This is a genomic window from Cupriavidus sp. 21MJTG02-4 (assembly GCF_057798975.1).
This window is the reverse complement of record NZ_JBYOJP010000003.1, coordinates 96,067-116,091: the sequence shown is the minus strand read 5'-3', so window position 1 is coordinate 116,091 and position 20,025 is coordinate 96,067. Positions and strand designations below refer to the sequence as shown.

The following is a 20,025-nucleotide window of genomic DNA, read 5'->3' as shown; positions in this document are numbered from 1 at the left end:
AACTGGGCATGAAGGAGCGCGCCGCACGGCATTGACGTCGCCGGGCGCAATCTCTGTCTGCACACTCTATGGACGCCTGCATCGCCGCAGTTTCAGAATCGTCTGAGTTTCTGTGCGGAAATTTCCTATTAGGGTGTGGGCTGCCCATGCCGAGACACCTTGCCAGTAGCCTGCAGGTGCGGCGTGCAAGGCACTGTGGAGCGGTATTATTGATCTGCGCGCCCCCCTTAGCGATGGAGCTTGCGATGCCGACTGCGTTGACTGGCCTGCTGGCGGCCTGCCTGGTGCTGATGGGTGCCTGCCTGGCTCGCCTCTACCGGCGCCTGCGGGCGCTGGGCAAACAGCGCGATGTGCTGGCTGCCATTGTCGATGCCGCGCCCTATCCGATTGCCGCGCGCGACGAGCGTGGCCGTTATATGGTGGTCAACGCGGCGCTCGAGTCTTTTCTTGGCATCGGCAGCGAGAAGATGGTAGGCAGGACCCTTGCAGAGGTCGACTTGCCGGCCAATATCACCGCGGCCGTGGCGTCGCCCGTCGGGCAAGCCCAGGCGACCGGCCAGCGCGTCGAGGAAGCCCTGCACGTGCAGGACGCCGCCGGCGACTGGCACGACCTCCTTTTTGCCACGCAGCCGCTGCGACTGCCGGATGGCACCGTGGCGGGCGTCGTCTCGGCGACCATCGACCTCACCGGGCAACTGGCCGCGGAACGCGCCGCGCTCGATGCCAAGCGCATGCTCGACGAGATCTCCGACGCTTTGCCGGTGGCGTCGTTCCAGCTTTGCGCCGATCCCGACGGCCGGCATTGGTTTTCGTATTTCGCGGCCCAGGCCGAGCGCTACCGCGGCTGGTCGGCCGAGCGGCTGCTCGCGGTGGTGGACGGCCGGTATGCGTCCGTGCTGCCTGACGACCGGCTCAAGATGGCGGAAGCCCTGCGCCAGTCCGCTGCTGCGCAGTCGGCGGCCCAGTTCGAGCTGCGCATCCTGGTCGATGGCGAAACCCGCTGGCTGCGGCTGTTCGTCGGCGCGCCCGTGCGGACCGGATCGGGGCAACTGCGCTGGAGTGGCTACGCCGGCGACGCCACCGACGAACATCGGCAGCTCGACGCGCTGGCCGCAGCGCGCGCGACCGCGGAAGAGGCGGCGCAGGCCAAGGCGCGCTTCCTGGCGACCATGACGCACGAGATCCGCACCCCGCTGGCCGCCGTGATCGGTGCGCTGGAATTGCTGCGCGGCAGCCCGATGAGCGCGCAGCAAGCCTCGGAGGTCGCGCTGGCCGACAATGCCGCGCGCCTCCTGATGGAGATCCTCGGCGGCATCCTGAACTATTCGCGGCTGGAGGCCGGCCAGCTGGAGCTGGAATCGCTGCCGGTCGATCCGCGCGCGCTCGTCGAATCCGTCATGGCCGTCCATCGGCCCGCGATTGCGGCCAAGGGGCTGGCTTTCACGTTCGATGCGGATCCGCACGTCGCCGCGGCCTTGCTCGGCGATCCCACGCGGCTCAAGGAGATTTTGCTCAACCTGGTCGGCAATGCAGTCAAGTTCACGGCACACGGCGGGATCCGGCTCCGGCTGGCGCTGCTGGAAGACCAGGGCGAGCGCCAGCGCGTGGCGCTCAGTGTTGCCGATACGGGCGTTGGCATCGCGCCCGAGCAGCAGGCACTGCTGTTCGCGCCGTTCTCCCAGGCGGACAGCACCATCTCGCGACGCTTCGGGGGCAGCGGGCTGGGCCTGGCGATCTGCCGGCGGCTGGCGCAGCACATGGGCGGCACGCTGACACTCATCAGCGAGCCTGGCGCGGGCACGACGGTCTCCCTGTGCGTGACCTTGCCGGTGGCCGAACCCGTACCGGCGCTTGCCGCGGGAGATCCGGCTGCACCGCAGCCCTTGTCGATCGCGCCGCTCGACGAGTGCAAGGCCATCCTGGTGGTGGAAGACCATCTGCCGTTCCAGGTCATCATGCGGCGCCAGCTGGAAAAACTGGGCCAGGACTGCACCGTGGCGTCGGACGGCGAAGCGGCACTGGAACTGCTTGGGCAACACGCCTTCGCCCTGGTGCTCACGGACTGCCAGATGCCCGGGATCGATGGCTTCGAACTGGCGACCCGGATCCGGGCGTCCGGGCCCGGAGCCAATGCCGATGTGCCGATCGTTGCGCTGACAGCCTCGGTGGGCACCGAGATCGCGCAGCAGTGTCGCGACGCGGGCATGGACGCCTGTCTGGCGAAGCCCGTGCGCATGGAAGCACTGCGCGCCTGCATTGCCCGGTGGGCGCGTTAGGGCGCATCATGATGCGGTCGGCAACGGTCACGTGACCTCAAATTAAAGTGCCTAATTGTTAACTTTGCGTTGAATCGGGAAAAGTCGTACCGGCACTCGGAAATTTCCTGCGCCTATGCGGAAAAATGCTGAACACAATGGTGTGCCAGACAATAAATGCCTGCGTTCCCGTTGCAGGCAATGCCATTAGAGACGGAGCCCTTGCCTTGGCCACAATCCTGATTGTCGACGACCACCCCGCGGTGCGTGTCGTGCTGAAGACGCACCTGTCGCAGGTCCTCGGCGTGACGCACGTTCTGGAGGCGGACAATGGCCAGGCCGCCGTCGAGATCGTGCGCCAGTATGCGCCCGACGTTGTGATCCTGGATCTGGACATTCCACGCATCAACGGCCTGGACGTCATCCCGCGGCTGAAGGCAATTCAGCCGGCCGTGCGTATCCTGGTGATCTCCGGCCAGGACCAGAACACCTTTGCCCCTCGTGCCCGGCAGGCCGGCGCAAACGGCTTTGTCAGCAAGACCCAGGAGCTGCCGGAGATTGTCCGCTGCGTGGAATCGGTGCTGGCCGGCTACTCGGTCATGCCCGACGCCGCTGTTGGACGCGTTGAAGGGGGCGATGAGGCGGGCCGCCTCGGCAGCCTGTCCGACAAGGAACTGGTGATCCTGCAGATGCTGGCCAAGGGCATGTCCAACAAGCAGATCGGCGAGGTCCTGTTCATTTCCAACAAGACCGTCAGTACGCACAAGACCCGCATCATGGAAAAGCTGGGCGCGCGCTCGCTGGTCGATGTCATCGATTTCGCCCGGCGGCACCATATCGCCACCGGGTGAAGAAGGAACTGCCATGCATGACGCATTCATCCTGGCCCAGTCGGGCAGCGCCTGGAGCGAGCGGCTGGCGCAGTGGCTCGGTGACGCGGGTTTGTCCGCGCAATGCGTGACGGCCGCGGAGGTGGACGCGGTACTTGCCGCTGCGCTGCCGCGCCTGATCGTGGCCGCTCCGGACTTCGTCGCCACGTGCCTGCTGCAGCGCGCGCGCCGGGATGGTGTACTGCTGGTCTGTGTAGGCCAGGCGCAGGGCGACTTCTACGACGATGCCCTGGCCGAGCCTGTCACCGAGGAAGCCGTCTTCCGGCTGCTGGCCCGGCATGGCTACCTGGCCATTTCAGGCAGGGAGCGCGCAGGGCTGGCCGATGCCATTGCGCGCCAGTCATTCGGCGATCCCGCGCTTGCCGCGGAACTGGTGCAGGCGCTCGCGACATCGACAGAGTCCGATCTCGAAAGGCTGCAGGCGGAAGGCGAGAGCCTGGAAAGCCTGCGCAGCGTGGCGCATCGCGTGAAAGCGTCGGCGCACCTTGCCGACTGCCAGGGCTTCCACCGGCTCGCGCAAAGGCTGGAAAATGCCGCCCGCAGCGGCGATGCCGCGCTGGCCAGTGCGGTGGCCGCGATATTCACACCGACCGCCCGCGAATTCCACGCCATGCTCGTTGGCGGAGCCGGCGAATAACCCGGGTTCATTGATTCAGTAATTCACCGGATTTAAAAATCCATTGCCGGCATTATTATTATTTAAATTCCGCATCGAAATAATAATATAAGGAATTAAAGCGATCTTTATATGAGGGTGCGGAACGAATCGCGGAGGCCCGCATCCCGGGTAATGGCTTCTCGTCGCGTGTCGCGGCCCTCCAGGCATTTTCCCTTCGGGTTTCCATTCACGCTTGTCTGGGGACGGGTCATGACTCATGCCATGGCGGCCATGCCGGAATCCTCCTTTTACTTCCATCTGGCCGGGGTGGCGGTACTGCTGCTGGTCGTGGGGGTGGCACACGCAGTGTGGTTCGTGTTTTCCCGTGCCGAAGGGCGGCGCGGGCGAGCGATGCAGCTTGCCACCACCGGGACGCGCTGGGGGCTGGCACTCGGGGCAACGTGGACGGCGATCCTCTACGGCCACGGGGCCTGGGAGCGCGCGGACGCCCACAACTGCCGGCGCCTGCCCACGCCCGACGCCTCGGCGCGCTACGAGGCCGAGTATTGCTACCTTTCCGAGCACAAGGTGCTGGTGCGCGTGTACAGCGCCCGCCGCAACGTCCTGCTGGCCCAGCGTACGTTCGCGAACTCCGGCCCTGTGCGCCTGCACTGGGACCGCGGCGTGCTGGTCTTCGAGCCGGGCGCCGTCGAGGGCAAGGGCCGGCTCGTGCTGCCGCCGAGCTTGCGCGACCGTTTGCTGGCACGCCTGCCCTGAGGTTGCCTCCGGTCCCAAGGTTGAGTGAGTGCCCGCCGCGCTACAAGTGGTGTTCGGCGCCGGACGATTCCTGCGGCGGCCGTGGCGGCGTTATGTCGGCACTGCAGCTCGGCGCGTCCGCATCGTGCGCATGCGTATGCGGATGGAGCGCCCCTGGCACATTCGCGCTTTCGAGCCCGTCATGCGACAGCCACAGTGCAGTGGTGCTGGCCGCACGGTCGATCAACTCGCCGCAGCGCGAGTAATCGTAGGGCGAGATATCGAGCGGGCAAAGCGGCGGCACCACGGAGATATGCGCGTGGCTGCTCCAGTGCTGCAGATCGTGGACGAGCTGGCGCGCGACGAGCAGCGAGAGCGCATTGAAGGCATGCTCCAGCGCCCCACGCGGCGGCCGCCGCTCGGAGCACGTAAATCCCGCGGGCAGCACGATCACGCGCGTGGCGCCGAGCCGGACGGCGGTCGACACTGGCGTATTGTTCGCCACGCCGCCATCGATGAGCGTTCGTCCGTCGAACTGCACGGGCGGAAAGACGCCGGGGATGGCCGCACTGGCCAGCACCGCATCCACGATCGCGCCGCTGGAAAGCAGGACCTCGGCGCCGCTCTGCATGTCGGTGGCCACGACGTGTAGTGGAAGCGCCGAGCCTTCCAGCCGCGCGTCGCCAAAATTGCGGCTCAGCAGCGTGCGCAAGCCGTAGGCGTCCACCAGGTAGCCGCGGCTGCCGCCCAGCATGCCCAGTACGCTGCGCCAGGACCACGGCATGATCTCCGTGCGCCGGATCGTGCGCCACAGCTGTTCGAGCCGCGCTGCCCCGTCGCGCCCCGGGTTGCAGGCGAAGTAGGCCCCGTTGATGGCCCCTGCGGAGGCGCCGATCACGAGGTCGGGCGTCAGGCCCGACGCTACCAGTTCCCGCAGCATGCCGACCTGGATCGCGCCCAGGCTGCCGCCACCGGCAAAGACGAAAGCGGTTTTTTCCATGATATGGGTCCGGCGCAGCCAGCGCGTGCGTGTTGAAGTCCTCCTGAGCAAAGCTTAGGCGACACCAACGCCTGTGATCGTTTTCGCAATTAACCGACAGGAATTTCCCCGCACTATGAATCGACCTGCGGTCGCATCAGCCTGCACGAAGCGAGCAGGCCAAGCCGGCGCCCTCTCTGGCCAGCCCGTCACCCGGCCAGCGCGTCCGGGTCGATACCCAGCTGGCTGGCCATGTGCTCGACCAGGGCTTCCAGCCGCTGGACGCGGTTGGAAAGCTCGCGCTGCTCGGCGCGCAGCCGTTCGAGTTCGGACGGCGCCACCGACTCTTCGGCCGTTGCTGACCCGCTCAGGGCCAGGGTCTCCGCGCTGATTTCGCCACCGAGGAGGTGCATCCAGCGATGCTCGCGCTCGCCCGGTGCGCGCGCCAGCTTCACGACATAGGGCGGTTCGTGTTCGGCCAGCTCGTCAAGGAAGGCTTCGACCGACGAGATATCCGCGAAGGAATGCAGTCGCACCGTGTTCAGGCGCAGCTCCGCCGCCGTCTGCGCACCGCGCAGGAGCAGCATGGCGAGCAGCGCGGCCGATTGCGACGGCACCCCCAGCACGCGGCCCATATTGTGTTCAAAGCGCGGCACGCGGCTGCTGCTGCCTTCAAAAACCAGGCTCAGTCCTTTCAGGCCGTCGATGGCGACCACCACTTCCGCTTCCGTAACGTTCATGACCGGCGAACGCGCCGTCTTCTGGTTGCAGCCCGCGGTCAGCGCATTGAGCGAGAGCGGATAGGTGTCTGGCACGGTGTGCTGCTTTTCCAGCAGGACGCCGAGTACGCGCCCTTCGATCGGGGTCAGGGTCCGGATCGGCTGGCGGGAAGGAGAATCGGGCGTGGCGCTCATCAGGGGTCCGTGTCGTTGTGCGGTGAGCCGAAGCCGGCAAGGCGGACATTCAAGCGTAAGCCGGCGGAATGCGCAACTCCCGGCGGCCCTGAGGCGGCTCCCTCGCGCCCCGGCGCTCGCTTTCGCGCCGCTGCGGACTACTATCGATGAGGTGCGATGGTCGGCCGCGCCGGCTGTGCGCGCAAGCCGACAAATCCATGGATGACCGGGGGCAAGCATGGCGCAGGCGGAACTGACGGCGAACGTCGAAGGGCAGGGCACCGAAGCGGCAGCCGGCCTCGACGCGCCCTATTCGACGCTGGAATCGCGGCAGCACCAGATGTTCCCGACGCTCAGCGCCGAGGAAGTCGCTCGCATGCGCCATTTCGGCACCGCGCAGCGCTGGCACGCCGGCGAGCACCTGTTTTCGGTCGGGCAGGCCGGCCGCGGCATGTACGTGGTGGTCAGTGGAAGCATCCAGATCATCCGTCGCGACGGCCTCGGGCGCGAGAACCTCATCACCGACCTCGGGCCGGGGATGTTCTCCGCCGAAGTCGGCACCCTGAGCGGCCGCCCGTCGCTGGTGGACGGCCGCGCGCTGAACGAGTCCGAGGGGTTCGTCATTCCGCCCGACCGGCTGCGCGCGCTGCTGGTGGCGGAGGCCGAACTGGGCGAGCGCATCATGCGCGCGCTGATCCTGCGCCGGGTCGGGCTGATCGAGTCCGGCAGCGGTCCGGTGCTGGTCGGCCACGGCACGGAGCCATTGCTGCTGGCGCTGCAGGCGTTCCTGCGCCGCAATGGGCATCCGTACACGGTGATCGACATGGACACCGAGCGCGATTGCACCTGCCTGAGCGAGTTCGCGAACGCGCCGGCGTCGGACTTTCCGCTCGTGATCTGCCCGGACGGCCGCGTGCTGCGCGCGCCCGACGAAGGGCAGCTGGCCTCCTGCCTCGGGCTGCTGCCCGAATTCGACCCGGCGCACGTCTATGACGTGGTCGTGGTGGGCGCGGGTCCGGCCGGCCTGGCCACGGCCGTGTATGCCGCGTCCGAAGGCCTGTCGGTGGCCGTGATCGATTGCCGCTCGCCGGGCGGGCAGGCCGGTGCCAGCGCGCGCATCGAGAACTACCTTGGCTTTCCCACCGGCATTTCCGGTCAGGCGCTGGCCGGGCGCGCATTTGTGCAGGCGCTCAAGTTCGGTGCCCACATTGCCATTCCGCTCGAGGTCAAGGCCCTGCATTGCGGTTCGGACCCGATCCGGCTGGAGCTGGCCGATGGCCGCATGATCCCGACGCACACGGTGGTCATCGCCACCGGCGCCCAATACCGCCGGCCGGCGATTGCCGCGCTCGAACGCTTCGAGGGACGCGGCGTGTACTACTGGGCCTCGCCCGTGGAGGCCAAGCTGTGCAAGAACGAGCCGGTCATGCTCGTGGGCGGCGGCAACTCCGCCGGACAGGCCGCCGTGTACCTGGCGACGCATGCGGCGCAGGTGCACATGCTGGTGCGCGGACAGGGGCTGGCCGCCACCATGTCGCGCTACCTGATCGACCGGATTGCCGGGCTGCGGAACGTAAAACTTCACAACCATGCGGAAATCCGTGCGCTCAACGGGGACGGCTGGCTTTCCGACGTGCGCTATCACGCGCCCACGGAAAGCGACGCCCTGGTGTCGCTGCCGGTGCGCCACCTGTTCCTGTTCATCGGTGCCGATCCCAATGCGTCGTGGCTGCGCACCTGCAGTGTGGAGACCGACGACAAGGGTTTCGTGCGCACGGGCGGGGGCACGCTGGGCTGCGCGTCGGCGGTGCCGTATCCCTTGCAGACCAGCGTGCCAGGCGTATTCGCGATCGGTGACGTGCGTTCGGGGTCGACCAAGCGTGTCGCCGCGGCGGTAGGCGAGGGCGCAGCCGTGGTCGCGCAGATCCACAGCTATCTCGCCGGATTGCCGGCCACACAGGCCGCCTGATCTGCGGCCCGGACGTGGGGTTCCCCGGCTACTCTTCCTCCATCTGTCCGAAGTGCTCGGCCAGGTGGTCGATCAGCATTCGGACCGCCGGCAGCAGACCGCGCCGCGAGGCAAAGACGGCATGCAGGATCTCGCGCCGCGGCGCCCACCCTGGCAAGACCTTCACCAGCGAGCCGTCGCCGAGCTGGTCGCGCACCATCATCACCGGCAGCTGGCAGACCCCGACGCCCGCGACGGCCGCATTGCGCACGGCCACCATGTCGCCGGTGACATAGCGCGGGCGGTGATGGATGTTGGCCTGCTCCCCGTCGGGGCCGAACAGCCGCCAGGCGTGGTCCGCCTGCGGCGTGCCGATGGCCAGGCTCGGCCAGTCGTGGAGCGCGGCGGGAAACTGCGGCATGCCGAATGCCTGCACCAGCGACGGGCTGGCGACCAGGCACTGGCTGCGCTCCGCCAGCGGGCGGATGACCAGGTCGCTGTCCTCGAGCGGGGGCGGGCGCACGCGGATGGCGACATCGACGGCTTCCGCCACCGGGTCGACGCGCCGGTTGGTGGCCTCCAGATGGATGGTCACCTGCGGATGCCGCGCCATGAACTCGCCCAGCATCGTTCCTACATGGGCCTGCAGCAGCGCGACCGGGCAAGTCACGCGGACCGTGCCGCGCGGCTCGGCACGCGTGAGTTCAATGGCTTCCTGCGCGGCCTCCGCCTGTACCAGCATGGCCTTGCAGTGCTCGTAGTAGATGCGCCCGATCTCCGTCACGGCGAAACGGCGGGTCGAGCGCTGGATCAGGCGCACGCCAAGTCGTTCCTCCAGCATCGCCATGCGGCGGCTGAGGCGGGATTTCGGCATGCCCAGCGCGCGGCCGGCCGGCGCGAAGCCGCCATGGTCCACGGCCTGCACATAGAGGTAGAGATCGTTCAGGTCTTGCAAACCGTGTCCTCATCGTTCATGAAACAGGACTCTGATGCGCGCATTTGCCATCTAGAGGCGACTTCGTCCCAATACTATGCTTGGACTGTCGTATCGAGCAACAGAGGTCCACCATCATGGGGGCCGCCAAGGCGGGCGGCCCCGGCGGACGTGCAAGGGGACATTGATGTCATTGCGAACCGAAGATATCCAGGCCTATCTCTATGTGGTCGAGCTTGGCGGCATCAGCGCGGCGGCACGGCGCATGGGTTTGTCCAAATCCGTGGTCAGCAAGCGCATCAGCGACCTGGAGCGCGAGCTGGGGGTATCGCTGCTGCAGCGCTCCACGCGCAGCATCCGGCCGTCGGAGAGCGGCCGCTACTTCTACGAGCAGGCGCGCGCCGCGCTGAGCCAGCTCGACCATGCGGCGCAGGCGGTCTCAGACGCCGCGCGCGAGCTGTGCGGGGAATTACGCGTGCTGGCGCCGATGACCTTCGGCACGCGCTGGCTGTCGCCGCTGATCGCGGCCTTTGCGCGTGACCATCCGCGCCTGAACCTGATTCTCGAACTCGACGACAAGCTCGCCGACGTGGGCTACGAGCGCTACGACATGGCCATCCGCATCACGCGTCTCGGCGACAGTTCGCTGATCGCGCGCCAGCTGGCTGTCAGCCGGCGCGTGCTGTGCTGCAGTCCCGGATATGCCGAACGCGCGGGCCTGCCGTGCGGGCTCGACGATATCGTGCAGCACGCCTGCCTGGCCTACAGCAACTCGCCGCCGGGGCAGGTGTGGGCCTTTGCCGATCCGTCGGCAAGGGGCGGCCTGCGCAGCACCACGCCGCGCGGCGTGTTCACCGCCAATAACGGTGAAGTGCTGCGCGACGCGGCGCTGGCCGGGCAGGGCCTGGCGGTGCTGCCACGCTTCATCGTCTGGGAGGATCTGCGTGCCGGCCGCCTGGTGGAAGTGCTGCCGGAGCTGCCGCCCGTGGACGACGGCATCTTTGCCGTCTATCCGCGCAGCGGCTTCGGCTCGGTCAAGCTGCGCACGCTGGTGCAGTATCTCCAGGCCTCGCTGGCGCGGCCGCCATGGGAAGACCCGGAATTTGCCGAGGCCGGGGCCGGGTCGCTCAGGCTGTTGCAAGGCGGCGCCGCCTGAGCCGCGCGGCGCGGCGGCGCCAGCGGTCGCTCAGGCAAACAACGGGTTGGGTTTCTCCGGATCGATCCCGTATTTGCCGATGGCCTCGCGCAGCACGCCGCGCTCCAGCGTGCCTTCGTCTACCAGCGCCTTCAGGGCTGCCAGCGTGATCCAGCGGCGGTCCACCTCGAAGAAATCGCGCAGCTTCTCGCGCGTGTCCGAGCGCCCGTAGCCGTCGGTGCCCAGCACGGTATAGGCGCGCGGCACGAACGGGCGGATCTGCTCGGCCAGCATGCGCACGTAATCGGTCGCGGCAATCACCGGACCGAGCGTTTCCGCCAGGCAACGCGCCACGTGCGATTGGCGCGGCGTTTCGTCCGGATGCAGCAGGTTCCAGCGCACCGCCGCATTGCCGTCGCGCGCCAGCTCGGTGAAGCTCGGGCAGCCCCACAGGTCGGCCTGCACGCCCCAGTCCTGCTCCAGCATGGCGGCCGCGGCGATGACCTCGCGGAAGATCGTGCCCGCGCCCAGCAACTGCACGCGCGGGCCGGTGCCGTCGGGTGCGCGGCGGAACGCGTACATGCCTTTCAGGATGTCTGGCGCGGCACCCTCGGGCATCGCCGGATGTTCGTAGTTCTCGTTCATCACGGTGATGTAGTAGTAGACGTCCTCCTGCGCCTGCAGCATGCGGCGCAGGCCGTCCTGGATGATCACCGCGAGTTCGAAGGCGAAGGTCGGGTCATAGCTGACGCAATTGGGAATCGTGCCGCCCCATACCAGGCTGTGGCCGTCCTCATGCTGCAGGCCTTCGCCGTTGAGCGTGGTGCGTCCCGCGGTGCCGCCGAGCAGGAAGCCGCGCGCACGCTGGTCGCCGGCGGCCCACGCCAGGTCGCCGAAGCGCTGGAAGCCGAAGATCGAGTAGAAGATGAAGAACGGAATCATCGGCTCGCCGTGCGTGCTGTACGACGTGGCGGCGGCGATCCAGTCAGCCATCGCGCCCGCTTCGTTGATGCCCTCCTGCAGGATCTGCCCGTCCTTCGACTCCTTGTAGAAACTCAGCTGCGACGCGTCCTGCGGCGTGTAGGTCTGCCCCTGCTGCGACCAGATGCCGATCTGGCGGAACAGGCCTTCCATGCCGAAGGTGCGCGACTCGTCCGAGACGATCGGCACGATGCGCCGGCCCAGTGCCTTGTCGCGCAACAGCACGTTGAGGATGCGCACGAAGCTCATCGCGGTGGAGAACTCGCGGCCCTCGCCGCTGGCCTTGAGCTGGCTGTCGAACGCCGAAAGCGCCGGCACCGGCAGTTCCGGTCCGGTGCGGCGGCGTGACGGCAGGTAGCCGCCCAGCGCCTGCCGGCGCTGGTGCAGGTAGGCATGCTCGGGCGAGCCCTCGTCGAACTTCAGGTAGCTCAGGTTGGCCAGTTGCTCGTCGCTCAGCGGCAGGCGGAAGCGGTCGCGGAAGTGCGCCAGGGTCTCGACGCGCATGTGCTTTTGCTGGTGCGTGATGTTCTGCGCCTCGCCGGCCTCGCCCATGCCGTAGCCCTTGATCGTCTTGGCCAGGATCACCGTGGGCTGGCCCGCGTGGTTCGCCGCGGCCTGGTAGGCCGCGTACACCTTGTGCGGATCATGGCCGCCGCGATTGAGCATCCAGATATCGTCGTCGGACCAGTCCGCCACCAGCGCCTTGAGTTCGGGCGTGTTGAAGAAATGCTCGCGCACATAGGCGCCGTCCTTCGACTTGAAGGTCTGGTAGTCGCCGTCGACGCATTCCATCATGCGCTGCGCGAGGATGCCTTGCTTGTCGCGCGCCAGCAGCGGATCCCACTTGCTGCCCCAGACCACCTTGATCACGTTCCAGCCGGCGCCGCGGAACTCCGATTCCAGCTCCTGGATGATCTTGCCGTTGCCGCGCACCGGTCCGTCCAGGCGCTGCAGGTTGCAGTTGATGACGAAGACCAGATTGTCGAGTTGTTCGCGCCCGGCCATGCCCAGCGCGCCGCGCGACTCGGGCTCGTCCATCTCGCCGTCGCCGCAGAACACCCACACCTTGCGCGTGTCGTGCTGGCCAAAGCCACGGTCCTGCAGGTACTTCATGAAGCGGGCCTGGTAAATGCCCATGATTGGCCCCAGGCCCATCGAAACCGTCGGGAACTGCCAGAAATCCGGCATCAGCCACGGGTGCGGGTACGAGGAAATACCGTGCCCGCCCACTTCCTGGCGGAAATGATCCATCTGCGATTCGCTCAGCCGCCCCTCCAGGAACGCACGCGCATAGAAGCCGGGCGCGGAATGTCCCTGGAAGAACACGAGATCGCCGCCATGCTCTGCCGAGGGTGCGTGCCAGAAGTGGTTGAAGCCAACTTCATACAGCGTCGCCGCCGAGGCAAAGCTGGCGATATGCCCGCCCACATTGGTATCGCGTCCCGCACGCAGCACCACGGCGATGGCATTCCAGCGGATATACGAGCGGATGCGGTGCTCGAGCTGGTGGTCGCCCGGACTGCGCGCCTGGGTCTGCACCGGAATCGTATTCAGGTAAGCGGTATTGGCACTGAACGGCAAGTAGATGCCGGCACCATGCGCGCGCCGGATCAGTTGCTCGATCAGGAAATGCGCGCGCTCGGGGCCTTCCTGGGCGATCACGCCTTCGAGCGCATCCAGCCACTCGCGGGTTTCCTGTGCATCGGTGTCGTTATCGGAGGACGGGATGGGCATCGCTGACGCCATGGTGGTCTCCTGTCAGCCCGGCAGAGGGCAGAAGGCGCGGGCAAGGCCGCGGCAATAAGTGGTAGAGAGGACAGCCGGAAGAGACTAGCACCGCGGCGCGGCCCGGGTAAGGTGCGCCGCGGCGAACAGGGTGTTCGGCATCCGGGAACGCGAGCGTGCGCACAGGCGTCCCGCCGGGGCCGGGATGGCGCCGTCAGGCGCCATCGGTGAACGTGTCGACCGGCCTCGCGGCACCGTCGGTGTAGGGATCGGCGCTGCGCACGGCACCATCGGTATACGGATCGACCTTGCGCAGGGCCAGTGTGCGGAACTGTTCGTCGGTGAGTCGGGGCGAAGCGGTACGTGCCGCGAGTTGCCGGGCGGCCACCTCGGCGCGCGCGCCATCGGTGAACGGGTCAGGCTTTCGGGTGGTGGCGTGCGCGTTGGCCGTGGCAATCAGCAGGGCGGCAGTGGTCAGGAAGACGGTCTTCATGGTGTTGGATCCTTTGGCTAGGGAAGCAGCGAGCTTGGGCGGGCCGCGCGGGACGCAGCGCCGACCACGACCCACTATAGCACAAACCGTACGGTACAGTACGGTTATTGTTGTGGCGCCGATCCGCCCTGTGAACGGGAACGCCAGCAGTGGGAAGATCGCTTTTGGTAGACTGCGCCGTCACTCCATCCGTCCGTACCGATTCCGTGAAAACTACGCCGCCCACGCTGAGACCGTCCGCCGCCGCAGACAAGCCCGCCGTGCGCATCACGCGCCGTGGAGAGGTCAAGCGTGCCGCCATCCTCGAGACAGCCTCGGAGCTGTTCCTGGCGCATGGCTATGACGGCGTCAGCGTGGACGAGATCGTGAAGGCCTGCGGGGGCTCGAAGACCAACGTCTACAGCTATTTCGGCGGCAAGGACGGATTGTTCGTGGCAGTGGTGGAAGCGCTGTGCGGCCGATTCCTCGAGAAGGTCGAGCAGATCGAACCGGCGCGCAGCAATACGGCGCAGGGCCTGCGCGCGCTCGCGCACAGCTTCCTCGACTCATTGCTGCAGGACAGCCACCTGGCGTTCCTGCGGCTGATCATTGCCGAAGCGCGCCGTTTCCCGGAAATCGGCCAGGTCTGGTATGCGCGCGGCCCGGTGGCCACCTGCCAGTACGTGTCGGGCTACCTCGCCGAGCAGCAGGCCGCCGGAACGAAGCTGAATGCCACGCCCGATGTCGCCGCGCAGCATTTCCACAGCATGGTCATTGCCGGTGTCCTGCACCGCACGCTGGCCACGGGCCAGCGACCCGGCACGGCGCAGGTCGATGCGCTGGTCGACTCCGCCATCGACCTGATCGTGGCCAGGCCCGGCACCGCGGCCTGAGGCGCTACGCCAGCCGCTGCATTCGGTAGAACAGTTCCATCCGCTCCACCGCATCGCTGCCTTCTTCCTGAAAGCGGCGGATATGCTCCGTGCGCGTATGGTGGGCTTCCTGGGCCTGCGCACTCTCCCAGTGCTCGACGAAGACGAAGCGGCGCGGATCATCCTGCTGGACGAACAGTTCATAGCGCAGGTTGCCGGCGTCCCGGCGCGAGGGCTCGACCACGGCTTCGAGCTTCTCGCGCAGTTCCGCTTCCCGGCCAGCTTTCGCATACAGCACCGCAAGCACAAAGAAACTCTCGTCCATGCTGGTTCCCCGGTTTCCAAACAGTCTGGGTAGAGGGCAGGCTAGTCAAGGAATGCGCCGGATGCAAGCCGTGTTCTGCGCTGTCCTGAGCGGCCCCGCGCTGTTCGGCAGCATCGAACGGCGGGTTCTGCGAACGGCTATCACGCATCCGGGCGGTCCTCACATATGCTGCAAAGGCTCGCTGCAGTCGGTGACTGACCAGCGGCGCCATCGCTCACCGCATAGCGAGCATTCGCCAATTTTCTCCGGAGACCACCATGGCCAGCGAACCCATCCGCGATCCTCTCAAGGACCATTTGCTCACGCCGCAGAATTCCGCTTTCGTCGTCATCGACTACCAGCCGGTACAGGTGAACTCGATTGCCTCGATGGACCGGCAGCTGCTGATCAACAACATCGTCGGCACGGCCAAGGCGGCCGTCGCCTACAAGCTGCCGATCGTGCATTCGACGGTCAACGTCAAGACCGGCCTGAACAAGCCGCCCATCGGGCAGCTGGCCAAGGTGCTGAAGGAATATCCGACCTACGACCGTACCAGCATCAATTCGTGGGAAGACGTGGAGTTCCGCGCGGCGGTGGAGGCGACGGGCCGCAAAAAGCTCATCATGACGGCGCTGTGGACCGAGGCATGCCTGACGTTCCCGGCCCTCGACGCACTGGCCGAAGGCTATGAAGTCTATGTCGTGGCCGATGCGGTCGGCGGTACCTCGGTGGCCGCGCACGAGGCTGCGCTGCGGCGCATCGAGCAGGCTGGCGCCAAGATGATCAGCGTGGCCCAGCTGTTCTGCGAACTGCAGCGCGACTGGTCGCGCAAGGACACCGTGCCTGCCTTCATGAACCTGTTCATCGAGACCGGTGGCACCGCCGGCATCCAGTTCTCATACGACCGCACGGAGTAAGTGCTCCACGGGCCGCTCATGCGAGCGAGCCCGCACTTTCGTGGTCATTCCCCATTTCGCCTGCCAGTCAGGCGATTTTTTTCGCCATCGATTAATACCGTACCGTACGGAAATATTTTCCTTGCGCCCCCCTGAGAGTGCGCCTAGTATTTGCGTATAGCGATTAATTATGCGCCTAGCGCAAAAACGGAGACCAGAGTATGTCCGCTTCTCCCAGCACGAAACCGCAACCGGCGACGGCAATCGCCTTTGTGGATACCCATGGCGTGTCGGTACACGGCCGCAATCTCAGCCGCGAGCTGATCGGCCGCATGGATTTCACCGAGTACTTTCTGTTCCTGCTGACGGGCCGCGTGCCCGACAGCGGCCTGGCGGCGGCCACCAATGCGTGCCTGGTCGCGATTGCCGAGCACGGCCTGGTGCCGTCGGTGCAGGCTGCGCGCATGACGCTGGCAGCGGCACCGGACGCCCTGCAGGGCGCGGTGGCGGCAGGGCTGCTCGGTTGCGGCTCGGTCATCCTGGGCGCTTCGGAGACTGCCGGCCGGATGCTCCAGGACGTGCTGGCCGGGCAGGGCGAAGGCACGCTCGCCGCGAGCGCCGATGCCGTGGTGGCGGCGATGCGCCTCGAGCGCAAGCCCTTGCCGGGCTTTGGCCATCCGACCCACAAGGAAGGCGATCCGCGTGCGCATCGATTGCTCGAGGTGGCACGCGAACTCGGCCTGGCGGGGGCGCACGTGGCGGCGCTGGAAGCCGTGGCCGAAGCGGTTCCGCGACATTTTTCCCGTGCCTTGCCGCTCAATGTTTCCGGCGCGATTCCCGCTGTGCTCCTGGATGCGGGCTATCCGCCCGGCGCGCTCAAGGGCGTGCCGCTGCTGGCCCGGGTGGCCAGCCTGATCGCGCACCTGCAGGAGGAATCGCGGCACCCGATCGGCTTCGCGCTGGCCGATGCCGCCGAGCACGCCATCGCCTACACCGGGCCGGAGGCCTGCACGGCATGAACCCGCTCGCGAACGCCGTCGAGGCTCAGGCAGTGCCGCCCCTGGAAGTGCTGCGGCAATACCGCGCACATGACTTCACGCTGACCGATTTCCTGGCCGCGCGCGTCGCGCAGCATCCGGACAAGCCGGCCCTGCTGTTCGAGGGCGAGACCTGGAGCTACGGTGAACTGGCTGCCCGCATCGCGCGCACCGCAGCATGGCTTGCCCACGAGATGCATGTCGGTGCCGGCGACCGGGTCGGCGTGCTGTCGGCCAACCATCCGTCCACGGTCGTGCTGATGTTCGCGCTGGCACGGCTTGGCGCCACGCTGGTCCCCGCCAATCCCGATTACCGGCTGGACGAGGCGCTGTACGTCTTCGAGCATGCGCAGATCTGCGGGCTGGTGTGTTCCCCGGCCACGCTGGACACGGCCACGGCCGTGGTGTCGCAGCTTGGCGGCAGCACCTGGCTGCGTGCCAACGAAGCCGGCGCGCACCCACAGGCGCTGATCGGCGAATCCGAAGCCGATACCGGGTCGGACGCCAGCGCCGGGGCCACGGCGATGATCATCTATACCTCGGGCACGACCGGCTTTCCCAAGGGCGCCATGCATGGCCAGCGCGGCTATGTACTGACTGCCGAAGCCTTTGTGGGTCGCATGCACCTGCAGCCGAACGAGCGCGTGATGTGCGTGATGCCGCTGTTCCACATCAACGCGCTGATGTACTCGGTCGGCGGCGCGCTGGCGTGCGGCGGGTGCCTGGTGCTGGTGCGCAGGTTTTCGGCATCGTCGTTCTGGCGCTTCGCGGCGGAAAGCGGCGCGACCGAGGTCAACCTGGTCGCTGCGGCCGGCAGCATCCTGGCGCGGCGCCCGCGTGAAGAGTTCGTGCGTGGCCACCGTATCACCAAGATGTTCATCGCGCCGCAGACGCGCGAGATGGTGAGCGTGATGCGCAACGAGTTCCACGTCGCGCGGCTGATCGAGTGCTATGGCATGACCGAGATTCCGGGCGTGATCGCCAACCCGTTCCAGGGGCCGCACAGGCTGGGCACGATGGGCCTGATTTCGCGTCACCCCGATCCCGGCATCGCCGCGCCACAGGCACGCATCGTCGGTGAAGACGGCAGTGATGTTCCCGCCGGCGGCACCGGCGAGCTGCTGATCCGCACGCCGACCCTGATGCAGGGCTACTACCGCGACCGCGCACAGACCGAGGCCGCCTTCCGCGAAGGATGGTTTGCCACTGGCGATCTCGTACGCCAGGACGCCGACGGCTACTACGTCTTTGTCGCGCGCAAGAAGGACGTGATCCGCCGCAAGGGGGAAAACGTTTCTGGTGCCGAGCTGGACCGCGTGTTCGGCGAGCACCCGGCGGTGGAAGAGGCCGCGGCGATCGGCGTGCCCGCCGAGCTCGGCGAGGAAGAAATCCTGCTGGCGGTGCAATGGCGCGCCGGCAAGGAGATCAGTGCGTCAGCGCTGGTGGACTGGGCGCGCGATCGCCTGGCCGTGCACAAGCTGCCGCGCTATGTAGTGCAGGTGGAGCAGATTCCCCACACCCCCACGCACAAGCCGGCCAAGCACCGCCTGAAGGCGGATGCCGGCCTGCTCGCCCGCGCAACCGACCTTGCTGGCGGTGCCGGCTGAGCGGAACGCGTTTTACAGCTGCCCTTGCGCGGCAGCCCTGACAAGACTGGAGACAACGATGGACCAAGCCAACAACCCCACGCTATCCCGCGCACTCGCAGCGATGTGTGCCGATGCCGACGGCGCCGATCCCGCCCTGCAGGCGAAGTTCGCCATTGCGCTGCGTTACTTCCACGCCATGCTCGACGAGCTTCGGCTGACCGATGCGGAGCTTTACCGCATCGCCGGCTGGCTCGGGCAGGTGGCCCGGGACGACGAGTTGATCATGCTGTGCGACATGATGGGCCTGACCATGCGTTCGCTGGATCTCGCGCGCACCGGCAGCGAGGCGACCGCACAGAACGTGACCGGCCCGTTCCCGAAGGATGGCGTGGCCGAGGGCCCGAATCCCTGCCAGCTTGCCGGCGACGACGAACCGGGCCAGCGCATGGAACTGCGTGGCCAGGTGCGCGATGCAGTGACCGGCCGCGTGCTGCCCGGCGCGCAGCTGATCGTCTGGCAGCCCAACCAGTACGGGCGCTACGAAAACGAGGACGACTCGCAGTCCGAGGACAACCTGCGTGGCAAGCTGCGTTGCGACGGGCAGGGCGGCTTCCAGGTATTCACGGTCCGTCCGGGCGGATACATCATCGGCCGCGAGGATACGGCCGTGGGCGTACTGATGGCGCGGCTGGGCCGCAACCGCCAGCGCGCGCCGCACATCCACTACCGCGTGCTGCATCCGGGCTACCAGACGCTGACGTCGCAGATCTACTTTGCGGGAGACCCGGCGAATCCGGTCGACTGCATCTTCTCGACGATTGCCGACCATATCGTCGAGGTGGCCGCGCATCCCGAGCGCGATGGCCATCAGCTGGTGATGCTGGATATCGCGATGGAGCCCGCGGCCTAGCCTGCCGCCGTGATCGAATGCGCGAGCGCCGGTGCCCGCAACAACGCGGATTCGATCATCGCGGCCGCGTTGCGCAATGCCGGCAGCCGTTCGGACACCAGGTCCTGTGTGCTGGCGCGACCGGACTCGGTGGAGCAGTTGATGGCGGCGATGACGCGGCGCGAGGCGTCGCGCACCGGCACCGCGACCGACAGCACGCCGATTTCGAGCTGGCTTTCCTGCAGTGCGTAGCCCTGTTCGCGCACCTGCTCGAGCGCCGTGCGCAACGGCTCTGCCTCGCTCAGCGTCATGGGCGTGAACTTCTGGAACGGCGCCCTGGCCAGCACGGCCTCCTGCTGCGCCTGCGGGGCATGGGCCAGCAGGGCGAGGCCGAGCGAAGTGCAGTGCACGGGCAGGCGGTAGCCGACGGAGGCCCGGAACACGATGCGGCGGCTGCTCGGCACGTGCGCGAGGTAGACCACGCTGTCGCCATCGAGGATCGCCAGCGAGACCGAGTCGCGAAAGCGGTCGGCGACCTCCTGCAGGAAGGGCTGGACGACGTCGCGCAGGTTCATCGAGCTGAGGTAGGCCGCGCCCAGCGACAGCACCTTGGGCAGCAGCAGGAAGCGGCGGCCGTTGGCGCCGATATAGCCGAGCGACTGCAGCGTGAGCAAGGCGCGGCGTGCCGTGGCCGGACTCATGCCGGTGGCCTGGGCGACTTCGCTCAGCGTCATTTCGGGCGAGCCTTCGGTGAACGCCTGGATCACGGCCAGCCCGCGCGCAAGGGCTGCCACGTAGTCACGATGGCCCTCGTCGAGCCGGGACGGCGGGTCTTCACTGGCGGGGCGGGGCGGGGCGGTCGATGTCAT

At 67.2% G+C, this 20,025-nt stretch carries 18 protein-coding genes; 11 read left to right on the top strand and 7 right to left on the bottom strand.

The window, feature by feature from the left end; all coding sequences use genetic code 11:
* The first annotated feature begins 245 nt into the window (after positions 1–245).
* The 4 genes from AC3FKH_RS06830 to AC3FKH_RS06815 all read left to right on the top strand — a co-directional run bounded on the left by AC3FKH_RS06830 (position 246) and on the right by AC3FKH_RS06815 (position 4,520).
* Positions 246–2,276: a hybrid sensor histidine kinase/response regulator gene (locus AC3FKH_RS06830; RefSeq protein WP_488674070.1), complete on the top strand. Its 2,031-nt coding sequence runs from the start codon at positions 246–248 to the stop codon at positions 2,274–2,276.
* A 206-nt stretch (positions 2,277–2,482) separates the two neighbouring features.
* The gene (locus tag AC3FKH_RS06825; RefSeq protein WP_488674068.1) at positions 2,483–3,106 is read left to right on the top strand and encodes a response regulator; all 624 of its coding nucleotides are present in this window, start codon (positions 2,483–2,485) and stop codon (positions 3,104–3,106) included.
* 13 nt (positions 3,107–3,119) lie between these two features.
* Complete coding sequence (locus tag AC3FKH_RS06820) at positions 3,120–3,782, top strand: Hpt domain-containing protein (RefSeq protein WP_488674066.1); 663 nt, start codon at positions 3,120–3,122, stop codon at positions 3,780–3,782.
* Positions 3,783–4,013: 231 nt separating this feature from the next.
* Entirely contained in the window at positions 4,014–4,520 is a 507-nt protein-coding gene (locus AC3FKH_RS06815) for a hypothetical protein (RefSeq protein ID WP_488674065.1), read from the top strand.
* A gap of 40 nt (positions 4,521–4,560) precedes the next feature.
* Here the strand turns inward: AC3FKH_RS06815 and AC3FKH_RS06810 are convergent, their stop codons facing one another.
* Complete coding sequence (locus AC3FKH_RS06810) at positions 4,561–5,499, bottom strand: patatin-like phospholipase family protein (protein ID WP_488674063.1); 939 nt, start codon at positions 5,497–5,499, stop codon at positions 4,561–4,563.
* Positions 5,500–5,687: 188 nt separating this feature from the next.
* Positions 5,688–6,392: a YceH family protein gene (locus tag AC3FKH_RS06805; protein WP_488674061.1), complete on the bottom strand. Its 705-nt coding sequence runs from the start codon at positions 6,390–6,392 to the stop codon at positions 5,688–5,690.
* Between the two features lie 217 nt (positions 6,393–6,609).
* On the opposite strand from AC3FKH_RS06805, the gene AC3FKH_RS06800 reads away from it, so the two are divergent.
* On the top strand, positions 6,610–8,340 hold the full coding sequence (locus AC3FKH_RS06800) for an FAD-dependent oxidoreductase (protein ID WP_488674059.1): 1,731 nt from the start codon (positions 6,610–6,612) through the stop codon (positions 8,338–8,340).
* 28 nt (positions 8,341–8,368) lie between these two features.
* On the opposite strand, the gene AC3FKH_RS06795 is transcribed toward AC3FKH_RS06800, so the two are convergent.
* On the bottom strand, positions 8,369–9,274 hold the full coding sequence (locus AC3FKH_RS06795) for a LysR family transcriptional regulator (RefSeq protein WP_488674057.1): 906 nt from the start codon (positions 9,272–9,274) through the stop codon (positions 8,369–8,371).
* Between the two features lie 166 nt (positions 9,275–9,440).
* Between AC3FKH_RS06795 and AC3FKH_RS06790 the strand changes: the two genes are divergently transcribed.
* Positions 9,441–10,409 carry a LysR family transcriptional regulator gene (locus AC3FKH_RS06790; protein WP_488674055.1) on the top strand — a complete coding sequence of 323 codons (969 nt, stop codon included), beginning with the start codon at positions 9,441–9,443 and terminating at the stop codon, positions 10,407–10,409.
* Positions 10,410–10,439: 30 nt separating this feature from the next.
* On the opposite strand, the gene aceE is transcribed toward AC3FKH_RS06790, so the two are convergent.
* Both aceE and AC3FKH_RS06780 read right to left on the bottom strand, forming a co-directional pair.
* Complete coding sequence (aceE, locus tag AC3FKH_RS06785; protein WP_488674053.1) at positions 10,440–13,115, bottom strand: pyruvate dehydrogenase (acetyl-transferring), homodimeric type; 2,676 nt, start codon at positions 13,113–13,115, stop codon at positions 10,440–10,442.
* A 193-nt stretch (positions 13,116–13,308) separates the two neighbouring features.
* Positions 13,309–13,587 (bottom strand): hypothetical protein, encoded by a 279-nt coding sequence (locus AC3FKH_RS06780; protein WP_488674051.1) that lies wholly within the window; start codon positions 13,585–13,587, stop codon positions 13,309–13,311.
* Between the two features lie 206 nt (positions 13,588–13,793).
* On the opposite strand from AC3FKH_RS06780, the gene AC3FKH_RS06775 reads away from it, so the two are divergent.
* Positions 13,794–14,459, top strand: coding sequence for a TetR/AcrR family transcriptional regulator (locus AC3FKH_RS06775; RefSeq protein ID WP_488674049.1), 666 nt, complete (start codon positions 13,794–13,796; stop codon positions 14,457–14,459).
* Between the two features lie 4 nt (positions 14,460–14,463).
* Here AC3FKH_RS06775 and AC3FKH_RS06770 read toward each other — a convergent pair whose 3' ends face one another.
* Positions 14,464–14,763, bottom strand: coding sequence for a putative quinol monooxygenase (locus AC3FKH_RS06770; protein ID WP_488674047.1), 300 nt, complete (start codon positions 14,761–14,763; stop codon positions 14,464–14,466).
* Positions 14,764–15,020: 257 nt separating this feature from the next.
* Here AC3FKH_RS06770 and AC3FKH_RS06765 point away from each other — a divergent pair, with 257 nt between their 5' ends.
* The 4 genes from AC3FKH_RS06765 to AC3FKH_RS06750 all read left to right on the top strand — a co-directional run bounded on the left by AC3FKH_RS06765 (position 15,021) and on the right by AC3FKH_RS06750 (position 19,177).
* The gene (locus AC3FKH_RS06765) at positions 15,021–15,662 is read left to right on the top strand and encodes a hydrolase (protein ID WP_488674045.1); all 642 of its coding nucleotides are present in this window, start codon (positions 15,021–15,023) and stop codon (positions 15,660–15,662) included.
* A 200-nt stretch (positions 15,663–15,862) separates the two neighbouring features.
* Positions 15,863–16,660 (top strand): citryl-CoA lyase, encoded by a 798-nt coding sequence (locus tag AC3FKH_RS06760; RefSeq protein ID WP_488674044.1) that lies wholly within the window; start codon positions 15,863–15,865, stop codon positions 16,658–16,660.
* Positions 16,657–18,285 carry a class I adenylate-forming enzyme family protein gene (locus AC3FKH_RS06755; RefSeq protein ID WP_488674042.1) on the top strand — a complete coding sequence of 543 codons (1,629 nt, stop codon included), beginning with the start codon at positions 16,657–16,659 and terminating at the stop codon, positions 18,283–18,285. Before AC3FKH_RS06760 ends, AC3FKH_RS06755 begins: the two co-directional genes overlap by 4 nt.
* A gap of 58 nt (positions 18,286–18,343) precedes the next feature.
* Positions 18,344–19,177, top strand: coding sequence for a dioxygenase family protein (locus tag AC3FKH_RS06750; RefSeq protein ID WP_488674040.1), 834 nt, complete (start codon positions 18,344–18,346; stop codon positions 19,175–19,177).
* Here the strand turns inward: AC3FKH_RS06750 and AC3FKH_RS06745 are convergent.
* On the bottom strand, positions 19,174–20,025 hold the full coding sequence (locus AC3FKH_RS06745) for an IclR family transcriptional regulator domain-containing protein (RefSeq protein ID WP_488674038.1): 852 nt from the start codon (positions 20,023–20,025) through the stop codon (positions 19,174–19,176). The genes AC3FKH_RS06750 and AC3FKH_RS06745 overlap by 4 nt on opposite strands.

Bases quoted from the DNA above. Each gene is read 5' to 3' on its own strand.
- AC3FKH_RS06805 (WP_488674061.1), bottom strand. From the start codon at position 6,392: ATGAGCGCCACGCCCGATTCTCCTTCCCGCCAGCCGATCCGGACCCTG.
- AC3FKH_RS06815 (WP_488674065.1), top strand. From the start codon at position 4,014: ATGACTCATGCCATGGCGGCCATGCCGGAATCCTCCTTTTACTTCCAT.
- AC3FKH_RS06770 (WP_488674047.1), bottom strand. From the start codon at position 14,763: ATGGACGAGAGTTTCTTTGTGCTTGCGGTGCTGTATGCGAAAGCTGGC.
- aceE (WP_488674053.1), bottom strand. From the start codon at position 13,115: ATGGCGTCAGCGATGCCCATCCCGTCCTCCGATAACGACACCGATGCA.
- AC3FKH_RS06820 (WP_488674066.1), top strand. From the start codon at position 3,120: ATGCATGACGCATTCATCCTGGCCCAGTCGGGCAGCGCCTGGAGCGAG.
- AC3FKH_RS06760 (WP_488674044.1), top strand. From the start codon at position 15,863: ATGTCCGCTTCTCCCAGCACGAAACCGCAACCGGCGACGGCAATCGCC.
- AC3FKH_RS06800 (WP_488674059.1), top strand. From the start codon at position 6,610: ATGGCGCAGGCGGAACTGACGGCGAACGTCGAAGGGCAGGGCACCGAA.
- AC3FKH_RS06765 (WP_488674045.1), top strand. From the start codon at position 15,021: ATGGCCAGCGAACCCATCCGCGATCCTCTCAAGGACCATTTGCTCACG.
- AC3FKH_RS06755 (WP_488674042.1), top strand. From the start codon at position 16,657: ATGAACCCGCTCGCGAACGCCGTCGAGGCTCAGGCAGTGCCGCCCCTG.
- AC3FKH_RS06790 (WP_488674055.1), top strand. From the start codon at position 9,441: ATGTCATTGCGAACCGAAGATATCCAGGCCTATCTCTATGTGGTCGAG.
- AC3FKH_RS06745 (WP_488674038.1), bottom strand. From the start codon at position 20,025: ATGACATCGACCGCCCCGCCCCGCCCCGCCAGTGAAGACCCGCCGTCC.
- AC3FKH_RS06780 (WP_488674051.1), bottom strand. From the start codon at position 13,587: ATGAAGACCGTCTTCCTGACCACTGCCGCCCTGCTGATTGCCACGGCC.
- AC3FKH_RS06830 (WP_488674070.1), top strand. From the start codon at position 246: ATGCCGACTGCGTTGACTGGCCTGCTGGCGGCCTGCCTGGTGCTGATG.
- AC3FKH_RS06810 (WP_488674063.1), bottom strand. From the start codon at position 5,499: ATGGAAAAAACCGCTTTCGTCTTTGCCGGTGGCGGCAGCCTGGGCGCG.
- AC3FKH_RS06750 (WP_488674040.1), top strand. From the start codon at position 18,344: ATGGACCAAGCCAACAACCCCACGCTATCCCGCGCACTCGCAGCGATG.